Source organism: Phyllobacterium sp. NPDC097923 (assembly GCF_044760925.1).
GTDB classification, from domain to species: Bacteria; Pseudomonadota; Alphaproteobacteria; order Rhizobiales; family Rhizobiaceae; genus Phyllobacterium; species Phyllobacterium calauticae.
The window spans coordinates 1,316,233-1,333,391 of the sequence record NZ_JBIWBL010000001.1 but is presented as its reverse complement, the minus strand read 5'-3'; the positions used below and the strand labels follow the sequence as shown (position 1 = coordinate 1,333,391).

The window sequence follows — 17,159 nt, the reverse complement described above, 5'->3', positions numbered from 1 at the left end:
AAACAATCAAATAGTGATTCGCTTTCTTAAAAAAGGCGGGACTCGCTGCCTTTCTCAATAAAGCGCCTGAGACGCATGGATAATATCATTAATTGCAATATTTCAAATAGCAACTTTAAGTTGCATTTAACGATTTTTCACGCACAGGCCTTGACGTTCCGAGCAAGCCTGTTCATTTCACAAGACCTGTTTCGAAGTGAAAACTGTGCTTTTGTAATGTGACAAGAGCAGGAAAGCCCAATTCAATAATGAACGTTGTCGTCGTCGAATCGCCCGCCAAGGCTAAAACAATCAACAAATATCTGGGTTCAGGCTATACGGTTCTGGCCTCGTTCGGCCATGTCCGTGATCTGCCTGCCAAGGACGGGTCCGTTCGCCCGGACGAAGATTTCGCCATGTCGTGGGAAGTCGACGGGGCATCCGCCAAACGTCTCGGCGATATCGTCAAGGCCCTGAAGGACAGTGACGGCCTCATTCTCGCAACCGATCCGGATCGCGAGGGTGAAGCAATCTCCTGGCACGTCCTGGAAGTGCTGCGGCAGAAAAAGGCCATCGGCACCAAGCCGGTCAAGCGCGTGGTGTTCAATGCGATCACCAAGAACGCCGTGCTCGACGCCATGGCCAATCCGCGCGACATCGATATGCCGCTGGTGGATGCCTATCTCGCCCGGCGTGCGCTTGACTATCTCTTCGGCTTCACCCTGTCGCCGGTGCTCTGGCGCAAACTGCCCGGCGCCCGCTCCGCCGGCCGCGTGCAATCGGTCGCCCTGCGGCTCGTCGCCGATCGCGAAGCCGAGATCGAACGCTTTGTGCGCGAAGAGTACTGGAACATTGCAGCGCTCTTGAAGACACCGCGCAATGACGGCTTCGAAGCCCGGCTGATTTCCGTCGACGGCAAGAAGCTCGCCAAGCTCGACATCAAGAACGCCGAACAGGCCGGTGCGCTGCGCGCCATGCTGGAGGGCGCAAGCTTCAAGGCGGCATCCGTCGAAGCCAAGCCGACCAAGCGCAATCCCGGACCGCCCTTCACCACCTCCACCCTGCAGCAGGCGGCATCCGGCCAGCTCGGCTTCTCGGCCTCGCGCACCATGCAGATCGCCCAGCGGCTGTATGAGGGTATGGACCTTGGCGGCGAGACCGCCGGTCTGATCACCTATATGCGTACGGACGGCGTGCAGATGGCGCCGGAAGCGGTTCAGGCGGCGCGCCAGACGATCAGCAAGGTATTCGGCGAAAAATACGTGCCGGAGAAGCCGCGCTTCTACTCGACCAAGGCGAAAAACGCCCAGGAAGCGCACGAAGCCATCCGCCCGACCGATTTCAACCGCCACCCGAAGGATGTGCGCCAGTTCCTCGATGCCGACCAGGCGCGGCTCTATGAGCTGATCTGGAAGCGCGCCATCGCCAGCCAGATGCAGTCGGCCGATATCGAACGGACCGTCGTGGACATTGACGCGCAGAATGGTTCAAGTTTTGCCCAGCTGCGGGCCAACGGGTCCGTGGTGAAGTTTGACGGCTTCCTCGGTGCCTATGTGGATCACCGCGAGGAAGAGGATGTCGATGAGGACGGCGCCCGCCTGCCCGAGATTCGTGCCGGCGAGGCCCTCGCCCGCGAAAAGATCAACGCGACGCAGCATTCGACCGAACCGCCGCCGCGCTATTCGGAAGCCACGCTGATCAAGCGGATGGAAGAGCTCGGCATCGGCCGTCCCTCGACCTATGCGGCGACCCTCGCCACCCTGCGCGACCGCGAATACATCACCATCGAAAAGCGCAAGCTCATTCCCGAAGCCAAGGGCCGTCTGGTCATTGCCTTCCTCGAGAGCTTTTTCCAGCGCTACGTGGAATATGATTTCACCGCCGATCTGGAGGAAAAGCTCGACGAGATTTCCGACGGCAAGCTGCGCTGGAAGGATGTCCTGCGCGACTTCTGGACCGATTTCTTCGGTTCGGTCGACGGCATCAAGGAACTGCGCGTCACCAATGTTCTCGATGCGCTGAACGACCAGCTCGGCCCGCTCGTCTTCCCGCCGCGCGAAGACGGCAGCGACCCGCGCATCTGCCAGGTCTGCGGAACCGGCAATCTCTCGCTGAAGCTCGGCAAGTACGGCGCGTTCGTCGGCTGCTCGAACTATCCGGAATGCAAGTTCACCCGTCAGCTCGGCGGCAGCGAAGCCTCCGGTGAGAACGGCAATGGCGACGAGCCGAAGGTGCTCGGCAAGGATCCCTATACGGACGAGGACGTCAGCGTGCGCAACGGCCGTTTCGGCCCCTATGTACAGCGCGGCGACGGCAAGGAAGCCAAGCGCGCCAGCCTGCCGAAGGGCTGGACCATCGACGCCATGGACCATGAAAAGGCGCTGGCGCTGCTGTCCCTGCCAAGGGATGTGGGCCAGCATCCCGAATCGGCCAAGATGATTTCGGCGGGTATCGGCCGGTATGGCCCTTACCTCTCGCATGACGGCACCTATGCCAATCTGGAAAGCGCGGAAGACGTGTTCTCCATCGGCCTCAACCGCGCCGTCACGGTGCTGGCGGAAAAGCTGGCCAAGGGCCCGGGCCGCGGGCGCGGCACACCGGCGGCGCTTAAAGAGCTGGGCGAACATCCAGACGGCGGACCGATCACCGTGCGCGACGGCAAATACGGTCCCTATGTCAATTGGGGCAAGGTCAATGCGACCCTGCCGAAGGGCAAGGACCCGGCAACCGTCACCGTCGAGGAAGCCTTGCTCCTGATCACCGAGAAGGCCGGGGCCAAGGGCACCAAGAAAGCCCCTGCCCGCAAGCCCGCGGCAAAAAAACCCGCCGCCAAGAAACCAGCCGCCAAAAAGGCGGCGACGAAAAAAGCTAGTTAAGGACCCGAACATTGGCACGCCGTATCTCTCCACCCAAAGGAAAAAAGCGGCCTGCCAGTTCCGCAGACACCGGTCGCGAGCCCTATCTGCCGGGCCGCGAGGAAATTCTCCAGTTCATCAAGGAGAATCCGGACCGCGCGGGCAAACGCGATATTGCCAAGGCTTTCAACCTCAAGGGCGATGCACGCATCGGCCTGAAAGACATTCTGCGCGATCTGGCCGATGACGGCCTGGTGGAAAAGCGGGCAAAGCGCCTTGCCGTTCCCGGCAGCCTGCCGAGCGTTGCTGTCCTCGACATCACCGGACGTGACGGCGATGGCGGGCTGATTGCCAAGCCGGCCGAATGGCCGGCTGATCACGAGGATCGGCCGCCTACCGTTTTCATCCGCGCCTCGCGCAACCAGAAGGGCCCGACACCCGGCGTCGGCGACCGCGTTCTCGCCCGCATTTTCCAGGGCGCCGATCCGAGCGGTCCGGCCTATACGGCCCGCATCATCAAGCGCATCGAACACCGCAAGGATGCGGTGCTGGGCGTGCTGCGCCATCTCGACAATGGCGAATGGCGGATCGAGCCGGTGGAGCGGCGGCAGGCGGAGCTTTCCGTTGACCCGGCCCAGCTGAACAATGCCAAGGCGAACGACCTCGTTGAAGTCGAAGTAAGCAAGATCGGCCGCTACGGGCTGGCGCTTGCCCGGATCAGCCAGATCATCGGCTCCGTTGCCAGCGAGCGGGCGCTGTCGATGATCGCCATCCACGAGCACGAGATTCCGCATGTGTTTCCCGACAGCGTCATTGCCGAGGCGGAAAAGGCCAAGCCCGCCACCATGGCGCACCGGGAGGACTGGCGGCACGTGCCGCTCGTCACCATCGATCCGGCCGACGCCAAGGATCACGACGATGCCGTCTGCGCCGAAGCGGACGCGGACGAGAAGAATCCCGGTGGCTTCATCGCAACCGTCGCCATCGCCGACGTCGCCGCCTACATCACGCCGGGTTCGGCGCTCGACCGCGAAGCGCTGAAGCGCGGCAATTCGGTCTATTTTCCCGACCGCGTCGTTCCCATGCTGCCCGAGCGCATTTCCAACGACCTGTGCTCGCTGAAGGAACTGGTCGACCGCCCCGCCCTCGCCGTGCGCATGACATTCGGTGCCGACGGGCGCAAGATTTCGCACACATTCCACCGCATCATGATGCGCTCGCATGCGCGCCTGTCCTATCCGCAGGCACAAGCCGCCATTGATGGTGCGACCGACGAGAAGACGGCGCCCATTCTCGACAGCATCCTAAAGCCGCTCTGGGCGGCCTATGCCGTACTCAAGCGCGGGCGCGATTCACGCGAACCGCTGGAACTCGACCTGCCGGAAAAGAAAATCCTGCTGACGCCGGAAGGCAAGGTCGACAAGGTGGTGATTCCGCCGCGGCTCGATGCGCACAAGCTCATCGAAGAATTCATGATCCAGGCCAATGTCGCCGCCGCCGAAACGCTGGAGCGCAAGCGCCAGCCGCTGATCTTCCGCATCCACGATGCGCCCTCGCTGGCCAAGCAGGAAATTCTGCGTGAGTTTTTGCGCACGCTGGATATTTCGCTGGCGCGCGGCGCCGAACTGCGCCCGAACCAGTTCAACCATATTCTCAAGCGCGTCGAAGGCAGCGAACAGCAGGAACTGGTCAACCAGGTCGTCCTGCGCTCGCAGTCGCAGGCGGAATACAACCCCGAGAATATTGGCCATTTCGGTCTCAACCTGCAGAAATATGCCCACTTCACCTCGCCGATCCGCCGTTACGCCGACCTAATCGTGCATCGCGCGCTGATCGCGGCGCTGGCGCTCGGCCCCGACGGCATCACCCATAAGGAAGAGGAAGACCTTCCGGAGATCGCCGCGCTGATTTCCACCTCGGAGCGGCGCGCCATGGCGGCCGAGCGTGACACGGTCGACCGTCTGATTGCCCATCACCTCGCCGGACAGGTCGGCAGCAGTTTCCAGGGGCGGATTTCCGGCGTGACCAAGGCCGGGCTGTTCGTTGCCCTTGCGACATATGGTGCCGATGGCTTTATTCCCATTTCAACCCTCGGCGATGATTACTATCTTTACGACGAAACCAACCATGCCCTTTCGGGCGAAAGAAGCGGCAAGGGCTTCCGGCTGGGCGATATCGTCGATGTGCGCCTGATCGAGGCCCTGCCGGTGGCGGGTGCATTGCGGTTCGAAATGCTGACCGAACCGCATGCCGTTCCAAGCGGCGTGCGCTCGCACCACAAGGCCAAGCGTTTTGCGCGCGGAAGCCAGAAACGTCCGGGCGGGTTTTCCCGCGGCGGGCGAAGAGGTAAGGGATGACGGAACATATTTTTGGTGCGGATACGGCCCCGGCAAGACCCGCCCGCCCGGTCGGTCAGGCCATGTGGCGCGGCTTTCGCGGCCGCTGCCCGCATTGCGGCGAAGGAAAACTGTTCCGCGCCTTCGTCAAATCGGTCGACCGCTGCGCCGTCTGCGGCGAGGACTATACCCACCAGCAAGCCGATGATTTTCCTGCTTATATAACCATCACAATTGTAGGCCATATTGTGCTGGGCGGATTCCTTGCGGTGGAAACGCTCGTCCTGCTTTCAAGCTGGGTGCATCTGGCAATCTGGGCACCCCTCACGGTTGCCATGTCCATCGCCCTGCTCCAACCGATAAAGGGCGCGATCATTGGATTGCAATGGGCCAATTACATGCATGGTTTCGGCGGCGAAACCGATGAGCTGGAACCGCCGGAACGGTGACACGATGCCATTGAGCGACCTCGACAAATCCGCGCCTGCCAAAGCCGCACATGCCCGCCTGCGGCCGCGCGATGCCGCATCGCTGCTGCTCGTCGACCGTACGGGCAAGGATGTGCGCATCCTCATGGGCCGGCGCCACATGCGCCATGTCTTCATGCCGGGGAAATTCGTGTTTCCCGGCGGGCGCACCGAACGGGCCGATGGCCGGATTGCCGCCTTCGGCGAGCTGACGCCGGCCGACGAGGGCAATCTTTTGAAGGGCATGGGCACGCGCCCCAGCACCCAGCGCTGCCGCGCCCTCGCCCTTTCCGCCATCCGCGAGACGTTTGAGGAAGCCGGGCTGTTCCTCGGCCGGCACGCACCCGCCGCCATCGGCCACCCCGACTGGGCGGCCTTTGACCAGCGCGGCATCCTGCCCGATCTTTCGGCCATGCGCTATTTTGCCCGCGCCACCACGCCGCCCGGCGGCTCGCGCCGCTTCGACACGCGCTTTTTCATGGCCTTCCGCGAAGCGGTGGCCGACAGCTTGCCCGAAGGCACCGGGCCGTCGCTGGAGCTCGAAGAGCTGTGCTGGCTGCCCTTCAACGACGCCCTGAAGCTCGATATTCCGACGATCACCCGCGCCATCATCCAGGAGGCGCAGGCGGTGCTGGAGACCAATCCGGCCCTGCAACCCGGCCACACCGTCGTTGAATACCGCATGAAATACGGGCGCTTCGTCCGAGAGGTCTTCTAGTTCATGGATGCAATGCAGAAGACGTCCGACCAGATCGTGGTCCGGTCATCCTGGCGCGCCCTTGTTGCGGCCATCGCGACGATCAGTGCCGTCGGTGTCGCCATCGGCCTCGGCATTCCGCTGCTCAGCGTTATCCTGGAGAATCGCGGCCACTCCGCCACGATGATTGGCCTCAATGCGGCGGTTGCCGGCATTGCCTCCATCGTTGCCGCGCCCTTCGCCGCCTCCATCGCCGCGCGGCTCGGCGTGGTGCCGACCCTGCTGCTGATGCTGTTGATCGGCGCCTGCTCCTTCTTCGGCTTCTATGTCTTCAGCGATTTCTGGGTCTGGGTGGTGCTGCGCGTCTTCCTGCATTTCGCCCTGACCATGCTGTTCATCCTGTCGGAATACTGGATCAACACCGCCGCGCCGCCAGAAAAACGCGGGCTGGTGCTCGGCGTCTACGCCACGGTGCTGTCCATGGGCTTTGCGCTGGGGCCCTGGCTGTTTTCGCGCATCGGCAGCACCGGCATCACGCCGTTCGCCGTCGGCTTCGGCATCATCATCTTCGCCATGCTGCCTGTTCTCCTTGCCTGGAAGGAAAGCCCCGATTTTCACGAGGAGGAACATGTGCCCTTCGCGCCCTTCATCTGGGCGGTGCCGACGGCGACGGCGGCCGTCTTCGTGTTCGGCGCGGTGGAAACCGGCGGCTTCGCGCTGTTTCCGGTCTACGGCTCGCGCATCGGCTACAGCGAGGCGGATGCCGCCCTGCTCCTGACCACGATCGGCCTTGGCAATGTGCTGATGCAGATCCCGATCGGCCTGCTCAGCGACCATGTGCAGGACCGCCGCAAGATCCTGCTTGTCTGCGCGCTGGTCGGGCTTGCCGGCATGTGCATCCTGCCCTTCATCACCGCCAACTGGTATCTGGTGGCCGGCCTGTTCTTCATCTGGGGCGGTGTGGTGGCCGGGCTTTATACGGTCGGCCTTGCGCATCTCGGCTCACAGCTCACCGGGCGCGAACTCGCCTCGGCCAATGCGGCGTTCGTGTTCTGCTACGCCGTCGGCATGCTGGTGGGTCCGCAGGCACTGGGGCTTGGCATGGATGCGATGGGCCCCGGCGGATTTGCCGTGTCATTGGCGGTATTCTTCGCCGGTTACGCGCTTCTGGTCGGTTCGCGGCTGATAAGGCGCAGGAACTAGCTTGACTTTTCGGCGAGTGTTGGTACATGTCCGCCTGAATTTCCGCTTATAGCCACGTTGTTGGACTGAACGGCGGTCCTCTTCTAGTAAAGACAGGTAAACTGAAAATGGCTAAGGCTGCAAATATCAAGATCAAGCTTCTGTCGACCGCTGACACCGGTTTCTTCTACGTGACGAGCAAGAACAGCCGTACGAAGACAGAGAAGTTCTCTTTCCGCAAGTACGACCCGGTTGTACGCAAGCACGTTGAATTCAAGGAAACCAAGATCAAGTAATCCTGGATTTTCCCGCATGTTCAAAATGCCGCCTTCGGGCGGCATTTTTGTTTCCGGGGATTGGCAGTCCGATTCGGGCGGCCTCACGCCGCCTCGGAGACAACCTTGTTGCGGCCCGACGCCTTGGCGCCATACAGCGCCTCGTCCGCGCGCTTGAGCATGTTCTGCACGCTGTCATCCTTCGACTGCACGCTGGCAATGCCGATGCTGATGGTCACCGGCACGCCGGTGGCGCCGTCATCGACGAAAAACGGCGTCGAGGCCACTTCACGCCGGATACGCTCGGCGACAATGGCCGCCATCGTCAGATCCGTATCGGGCATGACGATGAAGAACTCTTCCCCGCCATAGCGGCTGGCGAGATCGCTGCCGCGCACGTTGCGGCGCAGGCGCTGGGCAAATTCGCGCAGCACCTCATCCCCGCCATCGTGGCCATAGGTGTCGTTGATCAGCTTGAAGCGGTCGATGTCCGTCATCAGGATCGACAGCGGACGGCGGCGGTCGACGGCACGCTTGAACAGGGTGGCCAGATGCGTTTCCAGATAGAGCCGGTTGTGCAGGCCCGTCAGGCTGTCGGTGACGGCCATCTCATAAGTCTTGACGACACTGGCGCGCAGGCCGTCATGATAGGCCTTGCGGCGCAGCTGCGTGCGCAGGCGCGCCAGCAATTCGTTGGAATTGAGCGGCCGCACCACATAATCGTTGACGCCAAGCTCCAGCGCGCGGCGAACCTTCGGTTCCTCGCCCTGATCCGCGACGACTATGATCGGCATCGACCGCGTGTTGTCGAGCGAGCGCAACTGCGCGCAAATGCGCAGCGGATCGTAATCGGCAAAGCTCGATGCGATGATCAGGCAGTCGTGATTGCCCTGAATGGCGTCGAAAAAACCCGTCTGCGGATCGGTCTGCACGTCGACGGTGCATTCCTCGGCCAGAATCGTTCTGATTCGTTCGACGCTGCCGGGCCGCTCGTCGATGAGCAGCACCTTGGCATCCCGGGCTATGGCTTCGACACCGCTGGGAAAGCGCAGGATGGATTCAAGGCCGACATCGCGGGTCGTTGCCACCCGCAGCCGCAATTCGTCGGTGAGATTCTTCAGCCGCACCAGGCTTTTCACCCGGGCAAGCAGTTGCAGGTCGTTGACCGGCTTGGTGAGAAAATCATCGGCGCCGAAATTCAATCCGGTGATCCGGTCCATATCCTGATCGAGCGCCGTCACCAGAATGACCGGGATATGCGCGGTGGCGGGCTGCGACTTCAGCCGGCGGCAGACCTCGAACCCGTCCATGCCCGGCATCATGACATCGAGAAGGATGACATCGACGCTGTTGTTTTCGCAGAATTCCAGCGCTTCATAGCCGTTCGACGCCGTGACGACTTCATAATATTCGGCGCTCAACCGCGCTTCCAGAAGCTTCACGTTGGCAGGAACATCATCTACGACAAGTATGCGGGCCGTCATAGTTCACTTCTCCGGGAAAACAGGCGGCTCACGCATCACCAAGATAAGACTTAATGGTTTCGATGAATTTCGGCACGGAAATCGGCTTGGATATATAGGCCTCGCAGCCCCCCTGCCGGATACGTTCCTCGTCGCCCTTCATCGCGAAGGCCGTCACGGCGATGATGGGGATCACATGCAGATCATCATCCGCCTTCAGCCATTTGGTTACTTCCAGCCCGGAAACCTCCGGCAGCTGGATATCCATGAGGATCAGGTCGGGCCGATGCTCGCGCGCCAGATCGAGGGCTTCGAGACCGTTGCGTGTGCGGATCGTTTCATAGCCGCTGGCTTCGATAAGGTCGCGGAAGAGCTTCATGTTGAGCTCATTGTCCTCGACAATCATGACTTTCTTCACCATTGGCAACGTCCCGTTGATCATGCGTGGCGTGGGATTGCCGCCTTGACAAGGCTCCCACCGCAGCATCATTGAATGGATGCAAGTAATAGCGCGTTTTGATTGATGAAAAGGTAACTCTTCACGGCGGTCAAAAAATGCTGCAGATCATGTTTAACCAAGGCTTTATTGAACATCTTCTTTTGTAGAGATTCAATTGGTCATTGGCCCTTCCGCCTGCAATGGGGTCGCGGCAGGCGGTCAAACGGGAATATTGTTTTCAAGGGTGTTCGGATGAACACACATTTCGGGACAGACAGACAGAATGAAACAGCAGATGAACCTTGAGAATGCACAGGATCTGGCGATCAATGCCCTGGTTTTCCTGGCGCAGGACAGTGAATTGCTGCCGCGTTTTCTTGCCCTTACGGGCATCACGGCGGATCAAATCCGCCAGGCGGCGCAGGAGCCGGGGTTTCTGGCCGGCGTGCTGCAGTTCTACCTGGCGCATGAACCGACGCTGATGCGCTATTGCGCGGCGAGAGAGACGGACCCTGCCCTGTTCCAGCAGGCGCTGCGGCTGCTGCCGGGCGGACGGCAGGAGGATGTGTACTAACGCGCAAACGGCTTGCATGAGGCCAGTCTCTTCAGTAAGTTCGGCATGTTCTATTTATGTTCCGAGCATCATGGCCCCCCTCAACGATCCTGAATTTGGATTCTGCCGCGACTGTCTGACAGCGCAGACCTCGGCCGGGCGCCGCTGCCAGCAATGCGGCAGCCCGCGCCTGCTGCGCCATCCGGAACTCTACAGGCTCTCCATTGCCCATGTGGACTGCGATGCATTCTATGCCTCGGTGGAAAAGCGCGACAATCCGGAACTGCGCAACAAGCCCGTCATCATCGGCGGCGGCAAGCGCGGCGTGGTCTCCACCGCCTGTTATGTCGCGCGCATTCATGGCGTGAAATCCGCCATGCCGATGTTCAAGGCGCTGGAGGCCTGCCCGCATGCGGTGGTCATCAGCCCGAACATGGAAAAATATGTGCGCGTGGGGCGCGAAATCCGCCAGATGATGCGCGATCTGACGCCGCAGGTGGAACCGCTGTCGATCGACGAGGCGTTTCTCGATCTGTCCGGCACGCAGCGCCTGCACCACGATCCGCCGGTGCGGGTCATGGCGCAGTTTTCCAACCGGGTGGAAAAGGAAATGGGCCTGTCGGTTTCCGTCGGCCTCTCCTATTGCAAGTTCCTGGCAAAAATCGCCTCGGATTTTGACAAGCCGCGCGGCTTTTCCGTCATCGGCGAAGCGGAAACCCCGCATTTCCTGCATGACAAGCCGGTGACGATGATCTGGGGCGTTGGCAAGGTGTTTGCCGCCACGCTTGAACGGGACGGCATCCGCACCATCGGCCAATTGCAGACCATGGAGCTTGGCGCGCTGATGGCCGCCTATGGCAGCATGGGCCAGCGCCTCTACCAGCTGTCGCGCGGTATCGACACGCGCCGGGTGGAGCCGGACGGCGAATCCAAGAGCGTATCGGCGGAAACGACATTCAACGAGGATATCGGCACGCTGGAAGAGCTGGTTCCGATCCTGCGCTCGCTGTCCGAAAAAGTGTCACGCCGCCTGAAGGCCGCCGATATTGCCGGCCGGACGGTGACTCTCAAGCTCAAATCCCGCGATTTCAAGCTGAAGACCCGCAATCGCCAATTGGCCGACCCGACCCAGCTTGCCGACCGGATTTTCCGCACGGGACTGGCGCTGCTGGAAAAGGAGATCGACGGGACGCGGTTCCGGCTCATCGGCATCGGCGTGAGTGACCTCAGCGATGACGGCCGCGCCGATCCGCTCGATCTTGTCGATGTGCAGGCGACCAAGCGGGCCGTGGCGGAGACGGCCATCGACAAGCTGCGCGGAAAATTCGGCAACAATGCCGTCGAAACCGGCTATACCTTCGGCAAGATCAGGCAAAGGACACGGCCGGTCCCGGACGAGATTGATTGATTTGATTCAGGGATTTACGGGAAATTTCGGAGAAAATGAATCCGGACTGTTTTGGATTGCAATGACGATGGTGCGTGGTTCGACAAGCTCACCATGAGGGGGCTGGGTGGGCTGCAAGGCTAATCGCAGAGGTTGCAGAATATAACTCCCTGCAATCCTCACGCTCCCTCATGGTGAGCTTCCTGAGCTTGTCGAAGGGCGAACCACGCACCACGCGGGATGCCTTTTGCAGCAGAGATGGCCAAGCCACCATTGACCGGCGCTATTTCAGCGGCAGAAACAACTCCGCGACCGCCTCATGCTCCGGCACCTCCGGGAAAAAGCTCAGACGCTGGCAATAGATCGGGAAGTCGCGCGCTTCCTCGCCGCTGGCGGGAAGCCAGTCACGATACAGATAGAGCGCGGCGGGCTCCAGATTGTCGGTGTTGCCGACGACGCGCAGCACCGCACAGCGACCACCGGGAATCTCGCCGGCCTTGATCTGCGCGCCGTTCGCCTCGACCGGCTGATCGGTGCCGACACAAAGGTCCATGCTGTAATCGGCAGGCGATGCGGGACGCCGCTCGGAATGCCAGACCGTGAAGGTCGGACTTGTCCTGGGGTGCAGCCCAGCGGCCTTGCGCCATGCGATGAACCGCTGGATGGTGGCACCGATCATGGCAGGGTCACCCCGATGTTCCATGATCGCCACCCGCGTCGGGGCCACATCGCGAATCGTCACGTCATTGGTGGTAAAAGTCTTCTGCATGAGCTTGCTCCTCGCATTGTCAAAAGGCCCGAAGGCCGCAAGCCACGGCTCCCAATCGGGAGATTTTCTGAACGACGAAGGCGATTGCCCGAACCGTTGCCGAAAGGCGCGGGCGAAGGCATCGGGTGCGTCGTAACCGGCATCCATCGCTATATCCGTGACGCTTTGGGCGTCTATATAGGCCAGCCGATACGAAGCGCGCTTCATACGGGCAAGCTGGACATAGCGATGCACTGATAACCCGAAGGTGGACGTGAACTGCCGGTGGAAATGGTATTTCGAGAACGCCGCGACGCCGCTCAGCGCTTCCAGGCCCAGATCATCGTCAAGATGCTGTTCGATGTGATCCAGCACCCGTTGCATCCGGGCATGGTAGTTTTCAAGTGCCGCCTTCATCGCCTGTTCCTCCGTGGCGGCACCAGCTAGCCCCTTGCGGATATACAGCGCTCGACCGATCTTGCGGTTTGGGAGGGATCGATCGATACAGTCCAACGCGCCTCAGTGCGGTTGTGGCCTAAACCATCTCCACATCGACGACGCCGGGAATGGCCTTCATGGCGCTGGCGACCTGCGGGCCGACGCGGTAGCGGTTGGGCAGTTCGATCTCCACTTCGCTGGCGCCATTCTCCTTGATCAGGATGAGCGACACGATCTGGCCGTCATTCTGCGGGGCGAGATAGGGCGTGATGGCGCTCAGCGGCTCGCTGGAGCGCATATAGAGGCGCAAAGCCTTCTGCATGCGTGTGGCTTCATCCTCAAGCGACTGCGCCGTCTGGATGCGCAGGCTGATGCCCTCCGGCCGGTCTTCGGCGCCGACCGTCACCACGACGGAGCGTCCCGGCTCCAAGAGATCGCGGTACTGTGCCAGCGCTTCGGAGAAAAGCACGGCCTCAAACTGGCCTGAAGCATCGGAAAACTGGATGATGCCCATCTTGTTGCCGGTCTTGGTCTTGCGTTCCTGCTTGGCGGTGATGGTTCCGGCGAGCCGTCCGGCATTGGCGCCGCGCTTGACCGCAGCGGAAAACTCGGCCCAGCTCTGCACCCGCATCTTTTCCAGGATCGGCCGGTATTCGTCGAGCGGATGGGCGGAAAGGTAGAAACCGGCGGCTTCGAATTCGCGCCGCAGTTTTTCCGCCGACAGCCATGGCGCCGCATTGGGCAACTGCAGCCCCTGTGATCCGCCTGCGGCCATGCCGCCAAAAATATCCGCCTGTCCGCTGACGCTGTCTTCCTGCGTGCGCTGCGCATGGCCGATGATGCGGTCGAGACCGGCAATGAGCGCCGGGCGTTCGCGCCCGAAACAATCGAATGCCCCGGCGTTGATCAGGCTTTCAAACACGCGCCGGTTGACGACGCGCGGATCGATCCGCTCGCAGAAATCCTCGAGGCTGGCATAGGGCGTGTCACCGCGCTTCTCGACGATATGATCGACCGCCGCCTCGCCGACGCCCTTGATGGCGGCGAGCGAATAGAAAATGCGGTTGTCGCCGACTTCAAACAAGCGGAACGATGTATTGACCGAAGGGGTGACCACCTCGATGCCCAGCCGCAGCGCCTCGCGGCGGAAATCGTTGAGCTTGTCGGTGTTCGCCATATCGTAGGTCATCGACGAAGCGAGGAACTCGACGGGATAATGCGCCTTCATATAGGCGGTCTGGAACGACACGATGGCATAGGCGGCGGCGTGCGACTTGTTGAAGCCGTAGTCGGCGAACTTTGCCAAGAGGTCGAAAATGAAGTTGGCCTGCGGTTTGGTCACACCGCGTTCCACCGCGCCGTCGACGAAACGGACGCGCTGCATGTCCATTTCGGAGCGGATCTTCTTGCCCATGGCACGGCGCAGCAGATCGGCTTCGCCCAGCGTATAGCCAGACATTTCCTGCGCGATCTGCATCACCTGTTCCTGGTAGATGATGACGCCTTGGGTTTCCTTGACGAGATGGTCGATCTTGGGATGGATCGACGCCATCTCCTCATCGCCATTCTTGCGCGCATTGTAGGTCGGGATGTTTTCCATCGGACCCGGACGATACAGCGCCACAAGCGCGATGATGTCCTCGATCCGATCCGGCTTCATGCCGATCAGCGCCTTGCGCATGCCGGTGCTTTCCACCTGGAACACGCCGACTGTCTCGCCGCGCGACAGCATTTCATAGCTGAGCTTGTCATCGAGCGGCAGATTGGACAAATCCACGGTGATGCCGCGCCGCTTGACCAGATTGACCGCAGTCTGCAGCACCGTCAGGGTTTTCAGCCCGAGAAAGTCGAATTTGACCAGCCCGGCCTCTTCCACCATCTTCATGTTGAACTGCGTGACCGGCATGTCTGAGCGCGGATCACGGTACATCGGCACGAGTTCGGACAGAGGACGGTCGCCGATGACGATACCGGCGGCGTGGGTCGAGGCGTGGCGGTACAGCCCTTCCAGCTTCAATGCGATGTCCAGCAGGCGCTCGACAACCGGCTCCTTGTCGCGCTCTTCGCGCAGGCGCGGCTCATCCTCGATGGCCTTTGCCAGCGTCACCGGATTGGCCGGGTTGGCCGGAACCATCTTGGTCAGACGGTCCACCTGCCCATAGGGCATTTCGAGCACGCGGCCGACGTCGCGCAGCACGGCGCGCGCCTGCAGCGTTCCGAAGGTGATGATCTGCGCCACCTGATCGCGGCCATACTTGGCCTGGACATAGCGGATGACCTCGTCACGCCGCTCCTGACAGAAGTCGATGTCAAAGTCCGGCATCGAAACGCGGTCGGGATTGAGGAAGCGTTCGAACAGAAGGGAGAAGCGCAGCGGATCGACGTCGGTGATCGTCAGCGCATAGGCAACAAGCGAACCAGCACCGGAGCCGCGACCGGGACCGACAGGAATATCATGGGCTTTCGCCCATTTGATAAAGTCGGAAACGATGAGGAAATAACCCGGATATTTCATCCGGGTGATGATGGAAATCTCATATTCCAGCCGGTCGGCATATTCCTGCGCCGTGTGGCCATCAGCCATGCCGAGCGTCGCAATGCGGCTTGCCAGGCCTTCCCGCGCCTGCCGGGCCAGCTCGTCGGCTTCCTCCTGCAGGGCCGCTTCGGGATCGTCGCTTTCACCGGTGAAGCGCGGCAGGATCGGCGCGCGGTTTTTTGGATAATAGGAACAGCGCAGCGCGATCTCGACGGTATTTTCCAGTGCCTCGGGCAGATCGGCAAACAGCGCCACCATCTCGTCTTCAGTCTTGAGATAATGGTCGGGCGTCAGGCGGCGGCGATCGTCGATCGAAAGCAGCGAACCCGCCGCAATGGCCAGCAGCGCATCATGCGCCTCATAGTCGGCGCTCTTGGAAAAGAACACGTCATTGGTGGCGACCAGTGGCAGTTCCAGCTCATAGGCAAGCGCGATATGGGTCGCTTCCAGGGCACGGTCATAGCCGCGATGGCGCTGCAGCTCGACATAGAGCCGGTCGCCATAGAGCGAGCGCAGATGGATGAGCCGCTGGCGGGCACGGTCGATGCGGTCGTCCTTGATCGCCTTGGCGATCGGCCCCTCGGGGCCGCCGGAAAGAACGATGATACCGTCGGTCAACCCCGGCAGCCAGGAAGCGGCAACATGGACGGGATCGCCGGCGGGCGTTTCCAGATAGGCGCGGCTGACAAGCCGGACGAGATTGGCATAGCCCGTTTCCGTCGCCGCCAGCAGCACGAGCGGCGCAAGCCCGAGCGCTTCGCGCCGGTTGGCGCTGCGGCTTTCCTCCGCCTGATCGTGAAAGGCGATGTCGAGCTGGCAGCCGATGATCGGCTGCAAGCCGGACTTCGAACCCTTCTGGGCAAATTCGAGCGCCCCGAACAGATTGTTGGTGTCGGTGATGGCGATGGCCGGGCTTTTGTTGGACGTGGCGAGATCGATGACCTTGGCGACCTGCAGCGCGCCTTCCAGCAGGGAATAGGCGGAATGCACCCGCAGATGGACGAAACGAAGCGCCTGCTTTTCCGCACTGCCTTCGCCGGGTCTGCCCTGTCCGTCTGCCACTGTATCCATCTCCAGAAAATTCCGGCGAACGCGCTGATTCACCACCCGCGCATTCTCGGGCAACCACCTTGGAGTGTCCACCTATACTTTGACCGCTGGATCGTGCGACTGTGAACAACCTGTGATGCGCCACCGAAAGGCCCGTGAATGAGCAATGCATATCCCGAAATCTATCTGGTGCGGCACGGTCAGACGGAATGGAGCCTGTCCGGCCAGCACACCGGGCGAACCGACATGCCGCTGACGGCCGCGGGCGAAGCGGCAGCCCGTACCCTGGCGGGCCGGCTGCAGGGCCTTGCCTTTTCCGCCATATGGTCGAGCCCTTCCCAGCGCGCATCGAAAACCTGCGCCCTCGCCGGATTTGGCGACGCCCGCGTGATCAAGGACGATCTGGCGGAATGGGATTATGGCACCTATGAGGGCATCACCACCAAGGCGATCCTGGCGGAGCGTCCCGGCTGGCAGCTTTTTCGCGACGGCTGCCCCGGCGGCGAATCCGCAGCCGATGTCGGTGCGCGTGCCGACCGGATCATCCACGCCATCCGCGCGGCGAATGACAGGATTCTCATCTTCTCAAGTTCGCATTTCCTGCGGGTGCTGACGGCCCGCTGGCTTGGCTTGCCGCCCGTAGGCGGCGCGCTTTTCGTTCTGGATACCACCAGCATCAGCGTCCTCGGCTATGAGCACGACCTGACGGAACCGGTTGTCCGCATGTGGAACCAGACATGATGGGCGACGCCCG

General features: G+C 61.5%; 13 protein-coding genes. 9 read left to right on the top strand and 4 right to left on the bottom strand.

Going from position 1 to position 17,159, the window contains the following annotated elements; genetic code table 11:
* Window positions 1-248 precede the first annotated feature (248 nt).
* The 6 genes from topA to rpmG all read left to right on the top strand — a co-directional run bounded on the left by topA (window position 249) and on the right by rpmG (window position 7,812).
* Entirely contained in the window at window positions 249-2,855 is a 2,607-nt protein-coding gene (topA, locus tag ACIQWS_RS06745; RefSeq protein ID WP_403173313.1) for a type I DNA topoisomerase, read from the top strand.
* Window positions 2,856-2,866: 11 nt separating this feature from the next.
* On the top strand, window positions 2,867-5,191 hold the full coding sequence (gene rnr, locus ACIQWS_RS06740; RefSeq protein WP_403173312.1) for a ribonuclease R: 2,325 nt from the start codon (window positions 2,867-2,869) through the stop codon (window positions 5,189-5,191).
* A complete protein-coding gene (locus tag ACIQWS_RS06735) occupies window positions 5,188-5,619 on the top strand; it encodes a DUF983 domain-containing protein (protein WP_346307231.1) in 432 nt (143 codons plus the stop codon). The genes rnr and ACIQWS_RS06735 overlap by 4 nt, the downstream gene beginning before the upstream one ends.
* Window positions 5,594-6,355, top strand: coding sequence for an NUDIX hydrolase (locus ACIQWS_RS06730; protein ID WP_374042793.1), 762 nt, complete (start codon window positions 5,594-5,596; stop codon window positions 6,353-6,355). The genes ACIQWS_RS06735 and ACIQWS_RS06730 overlap by 26 nt, the downstream gene beginning before the upstream one ends.
* Before the next feature lie 3 nt (window positions 6,356-6,358).
* A complete protein-coding gene (locus ACIQWS_RS06725) occupies window positions 6,359-7,537 on the top strand; it encodes an MFS transporter (protein ID WP_403173308.1) in 1,179 nt (392 codons plus the stop codon).
* A 107-nt stretch (window positions 7,538-7,644) separates the two neighbouring features.
* The gene (gene rpmG, locus ACIQWS_RS06720) at window positions 7,645-7,812 is read left to right on the top strand and encodes a 50S ribosomal protein L33 (RefSeq protein ID WP_105735448.1); all 168 of its coding nucleotides are present in this window, start codon (window positions 7,645-7,647) and stop codon (window positions 7,810-7,812) included.
* 83 nt (window positions 7,813-7,895) lie between these two features.
* On the opposite strand, the gene ACIQWS_RS06715 is transcribed toward rpmG, so the two are convergent.
* Together ACIQWS_RS06715 and ACIQWS_RS06710 are read right to left on the bottom strand one after the other, a co-directional pair.
* The gene (locus tag ACIQWS_RS06715) at window positions 7,896-9,275 is read right to left on the bottom strand and encodes a PleD family two-component system response regulator (protein WP_346306752.1); all 1,380 of its coding nucleotides are present in this window, start codon (window positions 9,273-9,275) and stop codon (window positions 7,896-7,898) included.
* A 28-nt stretch (window positions 9,276-9,303) separates the two neighbouring features.
* A complete protein-coding gene (locus ACIQWS_RS06710) occupies window positions 9,304-9,675 on the bottom strand; it encodes a response regulator (protein ID WP_008122893.1) in 372 nt (123 codons plus the stop codon).
* Between the two features lie 301 nt (window positions 9,676-9,976).
* Here ACIQWS_RS06710 and ACIQWS_RS06705 point away from each other — a divergent pair, with 301 nt between their 5' ends.
* The gene (locus ACIQWS_RS06705) at window positions 9,977-10,267 is read left to right on the top strand and encodes a DUF3572 domain-containing protein (protein ID WP_403173299.1); all 291 of its coding nucleotides are present in this window, start codon (window positions 9,977-9,979) and stop codon (window positions 10,265-10,267) included.
* A 70-nt stretch (window positions 10,268-10,337) separates the two neighbouring features.
* Window positions 10,338-11,654: a DNA polymerase IV gene (locus ACIQWS_RS06700; protein ID WP_403173296.1), complete on the top strand. Its 1,317-nt coding sequence runs from the start codon at window positions 10,338-10,340 to the stop codon at window positions 11,652-11,654.
* Window positions 11,655-11,916: 262 nt separating this feature from the next.
* Here ACIQWS_RS06700 and ACIQWS_RS06695 read toward each other — a convergent pair whose 3' ends face one another.
* Together ACIQWS_RS06695 and dnaE are read right to left on the bottom strand one after the other, a co-directional pair.
* Window positions 11,917-12,798: a GyrI-like domain-containing protein gene (locus ACIQWS_RS06695; RefSeq protein ID WP_403173292.1), complete on the bottom strand. Its 882-nt coding sequence runs from the start codon at window positions 12,796-12,798 to the stop codon at window positions 11,917-11,919.
* Window positions 12,799-12,916: 118 nt separating this feature from the next.
* Window positions 12,917-16,426 carry a DNA polymerase III subunit alpha gene (dnaE, locus tag ACIQWS_RS06690; RefSeq protein ID WP_403173288.1) on the bottom strand — a complete coding sequence of 1,170 codons (3,510 nt, stop codon included), beginning with the start codon at window positions 16,424-16,426 and terminating at the stop codon, window positions 12,917-12,919.
* A 138-nt stretch (window positions 16,427-16,564) separates the two neighbouring features.
* Between dnaE and ACIQWS_RS06685 the strand changes: the two genes are divergently transcribed.
* A complete protein-coding gene (locus ACIQWS_RS06685) occupies window positions 16,565-17,146 on the top strand; it encodes a histidine phosphatase family protein (RefSeq protein ID WP_403173284.1) in 582 nt (193 codons plus the stop codon).
* Window positions 17,147-17,159 lie beyond the last annotated feature (13 nt).

What these genes read in the sequence shown, in the direction of transcription:
- topA (WP_403173313.1), top strand. Translation starts at nt 249, where the DNA reads ATGAACGTTGTCGTCGTCGAATCGCCCGCCAAGGCTAAAACAATCAAC.
- ACIQWS_RS06735 (WP_346307231.1), top strand. Translation starts at nt 5,188, where the DNA reads ATGACGGAACATATTTTTGGTGCGGATACGGCCCCGGCAAGACCCGCC.
- ACIQWS_RS06730 (WP_374042793.1), top strand. Translation starts at nt 5,594, where the DNA reads ATGAGCTGGAACCGCCGGAACGGTGACACGATGCCATTGAGCGACCTC.
- ACIQWS_RS06725 (WP_403173308.1), top strand. Translation starts at nt 6,359, where the DNA reads ATGGATGCAATGCAGAAGACGTCCGACCAGATCGTGGTCCGGTCATCC.
- rpmG (WP_105735448.1), top strand. Translation starts at nt 7,645, where the DNA reads ATGGCTAAGGCTGCAAATATCAAGATCAAGCTTCTGTCGACCGCTGAC.
- ACIQWS_RS06715 (WP_346306752.1), bottom strand. Translation starts at nt 9,275, where the DNA reads ATGACGGCCCGCATACTTGTCGTAGATGATGTTCCTGCCAACGTGAAG.
- ACIQWS_RS06710 (WP_008122893.1), bottom strand. Translation starts at nt 9,675, where the DNA reads ATGGTGAAGAAAGTCATGATTGTCGAGGACAATGAGCTCAACATGAAG.
- ACIQWS_RS06705 (WP_403173299.1), top strand. Translation starts at nt 9,977, where the DNA reads ATGAAACAGCAGATGAACCTTGAGAATGCACAGGATCTGGCGATCAAT.
- ACIQWS_RS06700 (WP_403173296.1), top strand. Translation starts at nt 10,338, where the DNA reads ATGGCCCCCCTCAACGATCCTGAATTTGGATTCTGCCGCGACTGTCTG.
- ACIQWS_RS06695 (WP_403173292.1), bottom strand. Translation starts at nt 12,798, where the DNA reads ATGAAGGCGGCACTTGAAAACTACCATGCCCGGATGCAACGGGTGCTG.
- dnaE (WP_403173288.1), bottom strand. Translation starts at nt 16,426, where the DNA reads ATGGATACAGTGGCAGACGGACAGGGCAGACCCGGCGAAGGCAGTGCG.
- ACIQWS_RS06685 (WP_403173284.1), top strand. Translation starts at nt 16,565, where the DNA reads ATGAGCAATGCATATCCCGAAATCTATCTGGTGCGGCACGGTCAGACG.